Here is a 13,448-nt window from a genome sequence, read left to right on the forward strand (position 1 = left end):
GCCTATGGCTACCCCTGCTTTGGCGGTGGCCACCCCCTTCCCCCGCCGTCGTTTCCATTGAACCTGGGTCGTTAGCCGGATCACCTTTCTCACCGAATAACTGGCATATGCCAATTACTCGCGCTAAGGTTATTGGCATATGCCAGATATGAGGTGGATATGCCCAGACCCAAACTTACCCGCAAGGTGCGCTGCTGCGCCCCTTATAGCTTGTACAAACCCAATGGTGTGCCCGGCAAGGAGCTGACCAAGGTGCCCCTGGGTGCCGATGAGCTTGAGGCGATGCGCCTCACCGACATGGAGGGGATGAGCCAGCAGCAGGCGGCGGAGGCGATGGGGGTATCCCGGCAGACCCTGGGCAACATAGTGACTTCGGCACGCCGTAAGGTGGTGTCTGCCCTGGTTCAGGGGCAGGCGCTGGAGATGGAGTCGAGCTTGCCCTTCCCAGCAGAACAAGAGGAGCAGTAGTTATGGCCATTGCCATGCCAGTAACCGACCGGGCCCGGGTGGCCGGACACTTCGCCAAGGCCAACGCCTTCGCGGTCTACAGCGATGAGGGCCAACTGATTCGCATCGACAACAGCCAGGATGGCGGCTGTGGACAGAAGAAGCGCCTGGTTAAGGTGTTCAAGGAGATGCAGGTCACCAAGGTGGTGCTGCGCAACATCGGCGAGCGCTCTCTGGCTCGCCTGCTTAATGCCGGCATCGAGGTGGAGCGACTGACCCGGGGCGCCACCATTGCCCAGGTGTTGGATGGCAGCATCGCCACCAACGCCCTGACCGAAGCGGCCCAGGGGCGCCCCTGCAAGCCCAAGTCCAGCAAGTGCTGTGGCCATAAGAGTCCGCCAAAGCTGTTGGAGACCGCCCCTGGAGCCCTGAGCAGGGCGGACGGTGCCCTGCCCAAGATCAAGCTGAACTGATTACCCCTTCGGTAAGTCGCCATGGATGGCGCTACTGGGTGCGCCCATCCTCGCGCACCCATCCCCCTGAGCAGGCGTTGCTCCTGCTCGCTGACCCCCTCGGAAAACCCGTCCTGGACCTGCTTGAGCAGGGGCGTGCTGGCGTGGTTGACCCGTTCCCCCTTGGGGACATTTCTCGCCAGCCAGAGGCCCCGCTGACCTGCGGCAGTGTTCTTCGCGATACAACAGTTCCATTCGGCCGTGAAAAAAGCGTTTTCTGAAGATCCGCTTTGAGGAATTGGGTATCTTGGCTGGAGATGGGCAAATTCAAGGAGAGTGCCATGGGGCGTAAACTGGCGTTGCTGCTGATTCTGGCGTTGGCAGGCTGTGGTGGCTTGCCAGGCCATGAGGTCACCACCCAGGCTCCGGCAGGGACCGCGGCCAGTCCGCCGCCGTCTGAGCTGCCCCTGCCGGCCATGAGCTCGGATCAGGCCAGGGTGGAGCGGGTGCTGGGGATGGAGGGGAACAGGTTGTGGCTGTCGCTGTCGGCGCGCCCTGCCGGCATCGACCCTCAGGTGCTGCTTACACCCAGGGGGATGAGACTGCCGTCGGTGACGGGAACTTGCCCGCTGGAGCGCAACCTGGCCCGCGCCCTGGTGGTGTTTGTTAACGAACGGCTGGCGGGGCAGGTGATGACTCTGGAGGGGATGGCCCTCACCGAGCAGGGGATGGTGGCCGATGCCTTCCTGGATGGTCAGCCACTGCTGCAGCGGTTGCAAGCCGAGGGACTGGCCCGCCCCACCGATAGTCCGGGCTGGTGTCCCTGAGCCCGCCCCCCAGGGATAAGCTTCAGGCCAGGGGCAGGCTGAAGCGGAACTCAGTACCCTGCTGAACCTTGCTGGAGACCTCGATGCTGCTCTTGTGCAGGGCCAGCAGCCGCTTGGTGATCGCCAGTCCCAGCCCGGAGTGGGCGGCGTCGCCACGGATGGAGTTGGCCGCCTTGTAATGAGCATCGAAGATGTGGGGCAGGTCCGAGGCGGGGATGCCGATACCGGAATCGCTCACTGATACCTTCACCAACTGGTCATCGTGAAGCAGTTGGATGCGGATGCTGTCCCCGGCATGGCAGTGGCGCAGGGCGTTGTCCACCAGATTGGTGAATACCCGCTCCAGTTTCTCGATGTCCGCCGCCACCTGCAGGCCGGGATCCTTGGGGGAGACATCCAGCAGCACCTTTTTCGCCTCGGCGGCGGGGCGGTACTTCTGCAGGACGTCCTGCACCAGCTCGGCGATGCTCACCGACTCGATGTTCATGGGCACCTGGTCGCTCTCCAGCCGCGCCAGCTCCATCAACTGATCCACCATCTTGTGAATCTTGGCAGCGTTCTGCTGGGCGATCTCCACGTATGCGGGATCCGGCTGCTGCCCCTTGCGCTGCTGCAGCATCCAGGTTTCCAGATAACCCTGAAGGGAGGCCAGGGGGGTGCGCAGGTCATGGCTGACGTGGGCCAGCAATTCGCGGCGCATCTCATCGACGCTCTTCACCTTGCGGTACTGCAGCTGCAGCCGCTGTGAGAGGGTGTTGAACGCTTGCTCCAGCTGGCGGATCTCCCGGGCGGCCCCCGGGGTGTTCAGGGCCAGGGAGGGGGTCTTGAATCCCTGGGCTTCCAGGGCGCCGATGGCGTTACTGAGCCGGCTCAGGGGGCGGGTGAGCCAGGCAAACAGCCCCAGGGTGGACGCCAGCAGGAACAGGGCGCCGCTGCCCAGCATCAGCAGGGCGAACGGCAGCCAGGCGCTGTCGGCTACCTGGGCCGCCATCGAATCGTAGATCTCGCCATTGATGATGATGTAGAGGTAACCCAGCATCTGCCCGTCGATCACCACCGGGGCCACGGAGAAGATCTTCTCGCGGATGGGATCCCTGGGGTCCGGCCCCCGCAGGGGCAGGGTAGGCTGACCGGTCAGGGCCAGCTCAATGGTGGCGGTGGGGATCCGCTCCCGGCGAATCTTCTCCGGCGGGGCGGAGTAGTTGAGCAGGGTGCCGTCGGGGGAGAGCAGGTAGAACTCGAACCCCTTACCCAGGATCATCATGTTATGGAAAGCGCGCTCCACGGCGGCGGGATCCGGCTTGCCCTCCACGAAGAGCGGGCCCTCATGGACGATGTGTTCCGCCAGGGAGAGGTGCAGTTTCTGGGTAACCTGCTCCTGGAAGCTGGCGTCCAGCTGACGACTCAGCTGCACCAGCATCAGCCCCAGCATCAGGAAGCTGACGGTGAGTACCAGGGCCAGCCTGGAGAACAGGGAGTTAATGGGAAAGTTTGTCATTGAACTTGTATCCTACGCCCCACACGGTAAGCACATAGTTGGGATTGGCCGGATCCTGCTCCAGCTTGGCCCGCAGACGGTTGATGTGGGAGTTGACCGTATGCTGATAGCCGCTGTGCTGATAGCCCCATACCGATTCCAGAAGCTGCTCCCGGCTGAAGACACGACCCGGATGGCGGGCCAGGTAGCAAAGCAGATCGAACTCCGTGCTGGTGAGCTCCACATCCCTGCCGGACAGCCTGAGTTCACGACGGTCTGGGTCAAGCTGCATCGCCCCGAAGGTGAGGGTTGCCGGCGCGGGCTGCCGGCTCTGGCGACTGAGTTCGGCGCGCCTCAGGTGTGACTTCACCCTGGCCTGGAGCTCGCGGACGCTGAAAGGCTTGCTCAGGTAGTCGTCGGCACCGCTCTCCAGCCCCACCACCCTGTCCACTTCGGTGTTGCGGGCAGTGAGCATCATGATGGGGGTGATGCACCCCTGCTGGCGCAGGGTCTGGCACAGGGTCAGGCCATCCATGCCCGGCAGCATCAGGTCCAGTACCATGAGATCGAATTGGCCACTGCGGGCCAGTTCAAACCCCTCTTTGCCATCCCTGACCCGCACCACTTCATGGTTCAGGGCTTCCAGGTTTAGCGACACCAGGGCGTTGATGTCCTCGTCGTCCTCGATTACCAGCAGTCTTGCCATGATCCCGTCTCCCTTGCCTGCCGCCAAAAGGGGCGACAGGCAATTAGACCGGGGTTAGCGGGTTCGCATTACAGTGAGACGTGCCACCGGCGCATCAAACTTGTGGCGACCATCCAGGGCGGACTCGGCAAAGCCGTCCTGATTGCCGACCACACCAGGGTGTCGGGCGACATAGTCCACGTCGTCGCGGGTGGCGTCATAACCTGCTCCGCCTCCGGCAGGCCCTGGAATGGTGGCCGCCAATTCGGAGTTGGCCTCAGTGCCTGCGTCGTACACCGGCAGGTTCACCGTCATCGACTGACCCACCGCCAGGGCGGAGAGATCCCAGCCATTGATGCCGGCGAAGGCGTCGTTGGTGTTCACCAACATGGTGGCCGACGTCAGCCGCATCCCCTGGCCTGCCTCCAGAGTCAGGGTCAGGCTTTGGGCCATGCCGGGGGGCAATATGCCTTCTCCGGCGGCGGTGATACCGGCTCCTGCCGCGGTTGCGGCGGCAAGCCAGTCAGTGCCGTCGCCGCCTTCCGCCAGTACTTCCAGCGGTTCCGAGGCGGCTTCGCCAAACTGCCAGCCGGCGACACTGCCGTCGTGGAGGTAGGCGGCCACGGGGGACATGGGCTGAGCGGCGGTGAGGTTGGTCACTGTCACTTCGAAGCTGACCATTTCCGGTGGCGGCGGTGCGGTGCTGTTGTCATCGTCATCGTCGTGGCAGCCCACCAGCAGGGCGGTGGCCATCAGGCCCAGGGTAAGTGTGCGCTTCATGGCGGCCTCCTTACTCTGCTACGGTGACGGTGATGCGGGCCACAGGGTTGAGCCAGCGGTGGATGCGGCTGTCGACATCACTGATGCCGCCGGTGGCGTTGGTGTCACCCAGGTTGCCGCGATGGATGTGGACCTTGGCATTGGGTTCCATGTCGGTCACGCCGGTGGCACCGCTGCCGCCGCCGGTCCCGGGGATGGCGGGCATGCCCGGAGTGCCCGGTGCGCCCCCTGCGCCGGCCACCAGCACCTCGTCGTTGGCCTCGGTACCGGCGTCATAGGCGTTCAGGTTGATGGTGTAGGTGCCTGGCTCAGAGGGGATCGGCCAGCTGTCCAGGCCGACGAATCCGTCGTTGCTGGGCAGGATCATGGCGGTCAGGGACAGCACCATCCCTTCGGTGACGTTTTCCAGGGTGGCACTGGTGCTGGCGGCGGGCGCCAGCAGACCGGCAGCGGGATTTTCTGCGGAGATGGCGCTGATGCTGTTGGCTATGGTCACCAGACCGCTGATGTCTCCCCCTTCAGCCATGGCGGCCAGCTCCGGAGAGGCGTCGGTGCCGGACTGGAACAGGTGGTACTGACTGTCATGGGCGGTGATCAGCAGAGGGGTGAAGTAGATCCCCTGGGTCAGGTTGGTGACCTCCAGGGTCAGGGTCTGTGCCTGAAGGGCGGGTGCGGCCAGCAGAGCGGCCAGGGCCAGAGGCTTGAGTGTCATGGTCTTCCATCTCCCGATTGATTGAGTCACTTCAGTCTAGGGAGCAGGTATCAACAGGCCTTCACGGATTTATCACGATTTCATCACAATTGCGTTGGGGCGCTGTGATGGGGATTGGTCTTTCCAATTACCAATATTTATGACCCAGTAATCAAAACGTCTAATTGACTAAAGGGAAAGGTGGAATAAATTGCCTGGGCGAATATCAGCTGAGAAATAAATTAAAATCCCTCCGGGTTAACGTCCTGAGAAATATGTTAATTAAATAAATGGCGTGCTATTTTAACCCTTCGTGGGATCCCTGCTTGATCGACCCGGAGCGACTGAAGTCGCGACTGACTCTGCGCCAAGATGGGGCGTTGAACCCCATTGTGGCGGGATTTCTGTGAAAGACGCAAAGCAGATTTTCAGTAATTGGCATTCAGTGTGCCAAATTGGGCGATCTTCATGAGATCGACACTCCAAGGCAGGAGGTCGATTATGTCTGAATTTTTAAAGTTAACGTGCTAACGCTCAAACTTTTTGTTTTTGGCTTTCATTAAACGTGGCGTAGCTAACATTCGAGCGTGTTTTTCAGGCGTACAGTGGGTCCAGATTTGCGTTTTAAGGAGTTCATTGATATGGAGCAGGAAGCTAAGTCCGGGCTCAATTCTAGCCATTGGGCTTCGCCGGTGCACGCCCGTTTCCGCCAACGGGACCAGGCACTGTTGCGACTTGGGGAGAGTCTGGTGAAAGAGCAGGGTATTGTCTCTTTCCGCTTCTCCGAATTGGCACCCCGTGCTGGGTGCAGTGCAGGGACGCTGTATAAGCACTTTAACTGTAAAGAGGATCTGCTGGTCGCCATCTTCGCCAAGCATGTGGAGCTGTTGACCGAACGTCAGCCTGAGCTGATGAACGCGGACCTGAACCACGCCGAGCGCTGGCTGGCGATGCACCTCTATGGCGCCATGGCCGTGGCCCACACCAGCTGGTCTCTGGGCTTCAATGCCCTGGCCGGTGCCGAGGGGATCGTGGATAAGGTGAGTGATTACCGTCTGCAGGAGATGCAGATGTTTGTGGATCAGGCCTGTTCGACCGCCAAGCGGGTCGTGGAAGCGGCACGTATTGAAGGGCAACTGGTGTCCGATGATCAGGAGATTGAGGTGGCCCACGCCACCATGGTGGCGTGCCAGCGTGGTGCGACGACCATGATCAACAACCCGATGATCGCCCAGAACCTGAATTTCAACCAGATCCACAAGCTGTATGACAGCCTGGCGCTGATCACCGGTACCTTGAACTGGCGGGTGGGGCTGATCCCTGAATCCCGTGACCGGGTGATCAAGGCCGTGGAGGAGCAGTTGATTGCCCTTCAGCAGGAGCACGACCTCACTGCGGTGTTCTAGGGTTTGACAGCCCTTTAGGCGGCGTGGCGGCTGCCACGGGTCAGGTTGGCTGCAAAATCGGGCCGGCTGGCCAGTAGCCGCTCTCTCTGCTCTTCGCTGAGCTGCCCCTCGGGCAGCCTCAGCACCTTCCGAGTCAATTTCCCCCTGGCCATGGCGGTGATCTTCAGCGGCGCCACCGGTCCCTCAATCGCATACTCCTCCACCGAACCCGCGCGGGCAAGAATGCCTGACTCCATCAGGGCACTGACGCCATGGTGGTTCAATGGCATGGGCACGCTGCCGCGAGCCTGCAGAATGAATTCGCGCAGGATGGCCCGCTCGGTATTGTCCAGGGTCTGTACCTTCTCCTCCATCAGCAGCTTTTGTTGGGCGGCGAGCCGCTGCTGCATGATGCGGCCGAAGATAAGGCGCCCGGCCAGGGTGGCCAGGTAGGCACAGCTGGCGACTACCGCCAGGCCCAGCCAGGAGGCGTAGTCGGTGACCCACTGTTGCAGATACAGAGACTGAGCCCACTTAACCGGCAGCCACAGCAGGGCCAGGCTGGTGACCAGAAGCCACAGGGCCAGCTTGTAGAGAGGGGCGTTGGTCAGGGCTTGGATATGAGAATCCTGACTTCCCATGGTGGTGAGTCCTCGTGTCGGAAAATTGGCGGAAACGGGCAGCCCCCATTGTAAAGCAAAAGGGGTGCCAGCTTACAGGCCCGAATGCGGCGGCCTGGGCCTGAGAAAAAGGTCCTGAGAGATCAGCAGCCTCTAGCTATTGGGGTTCACCAGGGGTTCGATCTGAATGGCGTTGCCGTCGTTAAACAGCTTGCTGGGGCCGTGCTCCCTGGCACTGGTGAGGTTCTGAGTGCCTATCTCCACCTCCACCTGGGGATAGAGGCTGTGACTGACACTGATGGCCACCCGGTTGAAGAAGCTGGCCAGCTTCTCGTCGGTTTCGGCCAACAGCAATTGGGCTTCGGCCAGCCTGACGCTGTTCTGCTGCTGTGCCTGGGTGAACTGAGCCACCAGGCGCTTGCGCTCTTCGTCGGTCTTGTCCTTGGCCATGGAGGCCTTGTTGACCGCCTGGCGCAGCTTGTAACTCTGGGCCAGCAGGGCCTGCTCTTTCTGGTGATACTCCTTGGCCATGGCGCGCAGATGCTGCACCCCGAGGCCTGCCCGAATGCGGCTCTGGGTGGCGGCGCGGGAGCCCAGGTTGATGCAGTTCACCGAGTGGGTGACCTGAGTCAGGCCGCCGACGATGTCTCCCTTCTTGCCATTGGGCACCCCAACGGTGAGGTTGTTGCCGCTGTGGGACTGACAGTGCACCAGTTGGGTTTGGACCAGGATGTCGCCCCCCGCTTTGAGATGGGCATACTGGGCGAAGGCCACGTGGATTTCGCCTTCGGCCTCCAGGGAGGTACTGAGTTTGCTGTTGTCGATCAGTCGGCCGATCACCCCTTTGCCGATGACGATGTCGCCGCCCGCCTTGAGCAGCTCTCCGTCGACAAAACCGTTAACCGTGATGTCGCCCCCCGCCTGAACCCGCATCTCCTCATCCACATTGCCGTTGATCACCACGTTGCCGTGGTAGTTGATGTGGCCGGTGCCCACGTTGACGTCTTTGAGGGTCAGGACCTCGACAATCTCCAGCCCATCCTTGGTTTCTTTGGGCTGGCCGTCGGCGCTGGCCAGAAGCAGGTTGGGATCATTGTCGGCGGTGGTGGTGCCCTTGCCCGCTTTCAGTTTGCGGTCCTTGCCGGGTTTGGCTTTGAGCACCTCGCCGATGACGTTGTAGCCGTCGACACCGGGTTCGGCGTCGTGTTTGCGCATCACCTCGTCGCCAGCCTGTACGGTGACAATCTCCCCCAGATCGCGCATGTCCACTTTGCCGTTGTCGAGGATCCTTGGAGTCATCAGTCGCTCGCGGTTGAGCTGAACCAGGCGCTCCAACTGGGCGTCCCGGCCATTTTTTGCGGGCTTACCCTTGGCGATGGTGGCACTGATGCTTTCGCCTGGGGAGGCGGACTCTGCCTGCTTCAACAGGGTGTTGATGGCGTTTTTCAGCAGTCCGTTCTGAATGGCGAGGGTCTGGAGTTCCTGGACCAGCTCTTTAAACCCGATGCGGCGCCCACCCTGGGGGGAGGTGAGGGTGGCGGTGACCTCCATCTTGTCGGTGGAGAGGTTGAGTTTGCACTCTCCGTCCACCTTCATCGCCAGCGGGATACGTTGTACCTGAGCCTTGTTGGCGCCCTTGGCCTGATGCTTCAGCAGTTGCAGCGCCTTGCGAACGTCGTGGTCGAGGAAGGCGCAGTGGCGATAGGGGGAGCTGTCCACCAGAGACTTAAGCTGACTCAGTTCCACTAGGGCATGCTTTTCTGGGGTGAGATCCACACAGAGGGTCTGGTGTTCTTCGTCGAAAAAGAGGAGGTCCGGTCCTATCATTGCGCCATTACTTTTGCTAATTAGGCGAGTTCAGCGAGTATACCGGATTGTTGACAATGGGGAATAGCAAAAAGCCCCGACCATGGGTCAGGGCTCAAAAATTTGGTGCAGAAGGAGAGACTTGAACTCTCACGTCCTAACGGACACTAGCACCTGAAGCTAGCGCGTCTACCAATTCCGCCACTTCTGCAAATATCGAATAATCGATTCAGGTCTTATTTTTTTGTCGGCTCACCATCTCAAAGAGAATGGTGCAGAAAGAGAGACTTGAACTCTCACGTCCTAATGGACACTAGCACCTGAAGCTAGCGCGTCTACCAATTCCGCCACTTCTGCATTTAGCCGTGGTATCGATGAGTGGTGCAGAAGGAGAGACTTGAACTCTCACGTCCTTGCGGACACTAGCACCTGAAGCTAGCGCGTCTACCAATTCCGCCACTTCTGCTCTGCATTTCCTCATCGGTACGGAGGCGCATTATAGAGAGATTCCGCGCCCCGTCAACACCATTATCCAATTAGTTTTTCGTTCGAGCAAATTTTAATCCGAAACTCTGAGATGAGAGTAGATTTTGAACTTTTTATCCTGTGCGGCGATGTTGACCCTGCCGAAGGCCTTCTCCAGGGCGTCACCGTAGGGCAGATGGTGGTTGGCCACAAACAGCAGTTGGCCGCCGGGTTTCAGGTGCTTGCGGGCACCGGCAATGAAGGCCTCGGCGGTGGCGAAGGTCTGTTTGCCCGCGTGATGGAAGGGGGGATTGGAGATGATCAGGTCGAACTCGCCCTCCACATCGCTGAACCCATCTGAGGGGTAGACCCTGCCATCCAGGCCGTTGGCTGCCAGGGTGGCCTGACTGCAGGTCAGGGCAAAGGCGTTGATGTCCACCATCTCCACCTGAGTCAGGGGGGCCTTGGCTTTGATGGCGGTACCTATGGTGCCGGCGCCACAGCCAAAATCCAGCACCCGGCCGTTCAGCTGGGGCAGGTGCTCGAGGAGCAGGGCGGTACCCGCATCCAGCTCTCCCTGGCTGAATACCCCGGGCAGGGCGCACACCTCGACCGCCGGCTCTCCGGCGAGGTAGGACGATGTGGCGGTCAGTTCCGGCAGCGCCGCAGGCTGACTGATGCCCATCAGCATCTGGCAATGGGCGCCGGTGGCGTACTTGCTGACAGGGTCGAAGTGGGCCTTCATCAGTTTGGGGGCACTCTTGATCCCCCCTTTGTTGTCGCCCACCAGGAAGCAGGGAGTGCCCTCCGGCAGTCGGGCAGCCAGCCACTGCAACAGATGATTGGCCAGGGCCTTGGCGCCGGGCAGCACCATGATGGCGGCGTCCACCTCTGGCAACGGTTCGCTCAGGTCGCACCCGAAGTGGAGGTCGCAGGTTTTGAGCTGCTTCAGTTGGCGGTAGACCAGGTAGTCGTGAGTCAGGGCGGTGACTGTCATTCCCTGACGCTGCAACTGAGGAATCAGGCCATCGGCCATGGGATTCAAAATTAAGAGGCGCGGACCGAGCTCGTCTGCGTACTTCTCTATCAGGCGGCTGGGGTTGGTCAGGGTCATGGCGTGTCTCGGGCCGAGTAAAAAAGGGTCGCCAGTATAGCATTGAGATGGGTCCTTGCCTGTAGTTGCGGAAGTTCGACAAATTTTTCAGTCCGTTCCGGGAGCGGCGGTTCCCTGTTCTACACTAAGTTTCATAGGATGTTCTTCGGAGCAGGTGCGGTAATGGATTTGTGGCGACTGGCCCTGCTCAGTGGGGCGGGTGTCGCTGTCCTTCAGGAGAGACGATGAGCCGTTCAAAGGCCCTTCCTTTTATCAGTCTACGCTGGAAGTTTCTGTTGGTGCTGGCTGTCATTATGACCCTGCTGACTCTGTTATTGGGGCAGCTGGCCCTACGTCATTTCGGCCAGCAGCGGGAGCTGTTCCTGGCCCAGCAGGCCGAGTTTCTGCAACGGGACTATGGCCAGACCCAGGAGATGCTGATTGGACAGCTGGCCTCGGTGGGGCGGGTGCTGGAGCAGAGGCTGGCTCAGCAGCAGGATCCCTATGGCGGGCTGAGGGAGCAGTGGCGGGAGCTGCGAGGCCTATGGCATCTTTCCGGTCTGCATCTGCACGACATCCAGGGGGAGAATCTGTTGTCACTGGGGGGGTATCCTCTGCCCAACGACAGCTGGTTGGATTCTCTGGAGTCCAGGGACCAGCAGTTGAGCCGCGCCCGCTGCCGGCCCGGCTGCATACTGGAGCTGGCCATGCCGGTTCCCCTTCAGGGAAAGCTGCACATCCTGGTGCTCTCCACCCCCCTGGAGCGCATCCCCGAGATCCTGGCCGACCATCATGATATCGAGCTGGCGATCCTGGGCCCCACCCAGGAGAACAGCCTCAATCCCTGGAGCCGTCCCATCCTCAGCCTGACCAACAGGGAGAGTAATTACCCGGTACTCAGCGCCGCCGCTTCCCAGGTGACCCTTGAACAGTTGTCCGACAGGCCCTGGTTGGTGGAGCTGGGGGGGCGTCACTGGAGTCTGTCACGCTGGCCCATTGATGAGGGCCACCAGTTACTGCTGTTCAGCGATGTCAGTGATCTGCAGCTTGGGCTGCAGTCTTATCTCAAGGACATGGCGGGTCTGATGCTGCTGTGTGTGCTGGCGGCCACTCTGATGGGCGGTTGGCTGTTCTGGCGGCCGCTGAAGCGAATCCAGGCGCTGCAGAAGCTGCTGCCGATGCTGCCCAACCGTGATTACAAGCGTTTCCGGGAGAGGCTGGTCAGTGGTGGGGCGGGGTTCACCGATGAGGTGGACCGTCTGGAGCAGGCCGTAGGGGAGACGGCCAATCAGCTGGAGAAGCTGCATGAGGAGGTAGACAGGTACACCCATGAGCTGGAGCGTCTGGCGATGATGGATACCCTCACCGGTCTGCCAAATCGCACCATGATGCATCATGAGCTGAGCAAATCCCTCAGCAGTTTGGGCCGGACCGATGAGAAGATCGCCCTGCTGTTTTTGGACTTGGATGAGTTTAAGCGGATCAACGACACCCTGGGCCATGATGTGGGGGATGAGTTGCTGAAGACCGTGGCCAACCGCCTGAAGAAGAGTGTGCGCTCCATGGATACGGTGTGCCGCCTCGGAGGCGACGAGTTTACGGTGATCATCCGTGGCTTGGGCGAGGGATCCAACATCCATCGCATCATCCATCAGATTTTTGTTTCTCTGCAGCAGCCGGTGCAACTGGGGCGCCATACCCTGATCGTCACCACCAGCATCGGCGTGGTGTTCTGTGACAACCCCATGGAGCGTCCGGAGGAGCTGCTGAAGCGGGCGGATCTGGCCATGTACCAGGCCAAACAGGCTGGGCGGTCCAACTACCGGGTGTTCGACGACCAGATGCTGGAGCTCGCCAGCCGCAAGCTGATGCTGGAGGCGGATCTGAGGCTGGCCCTGGAGGAGGGGCAGATCGCCATCAGCCTGCAGCCCATTCTCTCCATTCGTGAGCAGCGGGTGGTGGGGTTTGAGTCCCTGGTGCGCTGGTATCACCCCAGCCGGGGCCTGCTGATGCCCTCTGAGTTCATGAAGGACCTGGAAGGGAGCAGCGAGATACTGGCCCTGAGCGACTGGGTGCTTAAGCGCAGCCTCAATCTGTTGCTCAAGCTGACCAAGCTTTCCGGCAATCGGGACTTCTACATCGCGGTGAATCTGTCGCCGCACCAGTACCTGCACGCCAGCCTGGGGCACCGAATCGAGACCCTGTTGCAGGAGCTGCAGGTGGCACCGAACCGGCTGCTGCTGGAGCTCACCGAGGAGAGCCTGATCAAGAACCTGGAGCAGGCGATGACCACCATGGAGCGCCTCAAGGGGATGGGGGTGCGCATCGGCATCGACGACTTCGGTACCGGTTACTCCTCACTGAGTTACCTGAAACAGCTGCCCTTCGACGTGCTGAAGATCGATGGCAGTTTCGTGCGGGATCTGGACAGTTCCGACGTGGACCGGAACATCGTCAGCTCGGTGATCGATCTGGCCCACAACCTGCACCGCTCGGTGATCGCCGAAGGGGTGGAAAGCCACGATCAGCTGCAGTATTTGCTGAAGGCGGGGTGTGACCATGCCCAGGGCTACCTGTTCTCACCGGCTCTGGATGAACAACAGGTGGTGGAGCTGATTCGTCAGTTGGGCAGCACCCTGGAGTGGCAGCGCATCGAGTCCCTGCAGGCGGTGTTCCATCCCCTGAGTGGCAGCCGCAATTGAGCCTGATAGGCCGAACAG

12 protein-coding genes and 3 tRNA genes are annotated in these 13,448 nt (G+C 60.8%); 5 read left to right on the plus strand and 10 right to left on the minus strand.

Annotation, left to right across the window (positions count from 1 at the left end; translation table 11 throughout):
- Nucleotides 1-159 precede the first annotated feature (159 nt).
- The 3 genes from QUE41_RS02280 to QUE41_RS02290 all read left to right on the plus strand — a co-directional run bounded on the left by QUE41_RS02280 (nt 160) and on the right by QUE41_RS02290 (nt 1,726).
- Nucleotides 160-468: a DUF134 domain-containing protein gene (locus tag QUE41_RS02280; protein ID WP_286341345.1), complete on the plus strand. Its 309-nt coding sequence runs from the start codon at nt 160-162 to the stop codon at nt 466-468.
- Nucleotides 469-470: 2 nt separating this feature from the next.
- Complete coding sequence (locus QUE41_RS02285) at nt 471-920, plus strand: NifB/NifX family molybdenum-iron cluster-binding protein (RefSeq protein ID WP_286341346.1); 450 nt, start codon at nt 471-473, stop codon at nt 918-920.
- Nucleotides 921-1,240: 320 nt separating this feature from the next.
- A complete protein-coding gene (locus QUE41_RS02290) occupies nt 1,241-1,726 on the plus strand; it encodes a hypothetical protein (RefSeq protein WP_286341347.1) in 486 nt (161 codons plus the stop codon).
- Nucleotides 1,727-1,748: 22 nt separating this feature from the next.
- On the opposite strand, the gene QUE41_RS02295 is transcribed toward QUE41_RS02290, so the two are convergent.
- From QUE41_RS02295 to QUE41_RS02310, 4 genes are read right to left on the minus strand one after another with little or no spacing between them, the layout of a single operon-like run.
- Entirely contained in the window at nt 1,749-3,224 is a 1,476-nt protein-coding gene (locus QUE41_RS02295; RefSeq protein ID WP_286341348.1) for a sensor histidine kinase, read from the minus strand.
- Nucleotides 3,205-3,912 carry a response regulator transcription factor gene (locus tag QUE41_RS02300; RefSeq protein ID WP_286342892.1) on the minus strand — a complete coding sequence of 236 codons (708 nt, stop codon included), beginning with the start codon at nt 3,910-3,912 and terminating at the stop codon, nt 3,205-3,207. The genes QUE41_RS02295 and QUE41_RS02300 overlap by 20 nt, the downstream gene beginning before the upstream one ends.
- A 51-nt stretch (nt 3,913-3,963) precedes the next feature.
- Nucleotides 3,964-4,668 (minus strand): spondin domain-containing protein, encoded by a 705-nt coding sequence (locus QUE41_RS02305; RefSeq protein WP_286341349.1) that lies wholly within the window; start codon nt 4,666-4,668, stop codon nt 3,964-3,966.
- A 10-nt stretch (nt 4,669-4,678) separates the two neighbouring features.
- Nucleotides 4,679-5,380, minus strand: a complete 702-nt coding sequence (locus QUE41_RS02310) for a spondin domain-containing protein (RefSeq protein WP_286341350.1) — start codon at nt 5,378-5,380, stop codon at nt 4,679-4,681.
- A gap of 620 nt (nt 5,381-6,000) precedes the next feature.
- On the opposite strand from QUE41_RS02310, the gene QUE41_RS02315 reads away from it, so the two are divergent.
- Complete coding sequence (locus QUE41_RS02315; protein WP_286341351.1) at nt 6,001-6,765, plus strand: TetR/AcrR family transcriptional regulator; 765 nt, start codon at nt 6,001-6,003, stop codon at nt 6,763-6,765.
- A gap of 14 nt (nt 6,766-6,779) precedes the next feature.
- Here the strand turns inward: QUE41_RS02315 and QUE41_RS02320 are convergent, their stop codons facing one another.
- The 6 genes from QUE41_RS02320 to QUE41_RS02345 form a co-directional block, all read right to left on the minus strand.
- On the minus strand, nt 6,780-7,385 hold the full coding sequence (locus QUE41_RS02320) for a superinfection exclusion B family protein (RefSeq protein ID WP_286341352.1): 606 nt from the start codon (nt 7,383-7,385) through the stop codon (nt 6,780-6,782).
- A gap of 132 nt (nt 7,386-7,517) precedes the next feature.
- Entirely contained in the window at nt 7,518-9,191 is a 1,674-nt protein-coding gene (locus tag QUE41_RS02325; protein WP_286341353.1) for a flagellar assembly protein A, read from the minus strand.
- 103 nt (nt 9,192-9,294) lie between these two features.
- Nucleotides 9,295-9,381 (minus strand) — tRNA-Leu (locus tag QUE41_RS02330).
- Nucleotides 9,382-9,440: 59 nt separating this feature from the next.
- A tRNA-Leu gene (locus QUE41_RS02335) sits at nt 9,441-9,527 on the minus strand.
- Between the two features lie 22 nt (nt 9,528-9,549).
- Nucleotides 9,550-9,636, minus strand: a tRNA-Leu gene (locus QUE41_RS02340).
- A gap of 93 nt (nt 9,637-9,729) precedes the next feature.
- Nucleotides 9,730-10,749 carry a methyltransferase gene (locus QUE41_RS02345; RefSeq protein WP_286341354.1) on the minus strand — a complete coding sequence of 340 codons (1,020 nt, stop codon included), beginning with the start codon at nt 10,747-10,749 and terminating at the stop codon, nt 9,730-9,732.
- A gap of 224 nt (nt 10,750-10,973) precedes the next feature.
- Between QUE41_RS02345 and QUE41_RS02350 the strand changes: the two genes are divergently transcribed.
- On the plus strand, nt 10,974-13,430 hold the full coding sequence (locus tag QUE41_RS02350; protein ID WP_286341355.1) for a putative bifunctional diguanylate cyclase/phosphodiesterase: 2,457 nt from the start codon (nt 10,974-10,976) through the stop codon (nt 13,428-13,430).
- Nucleotides 13,431-13,448 lie beyond the last annotated feature (18 nt).

This window comes from Ferrimonas sp. YFM (genome assembly GCF_030296015.1).
Taxonomy (GTDB): Bacteria; Pseudomonadota; Gammaproteobacteria; order Enterobacterales; family Shewanellaceae; genus Ferrimonas.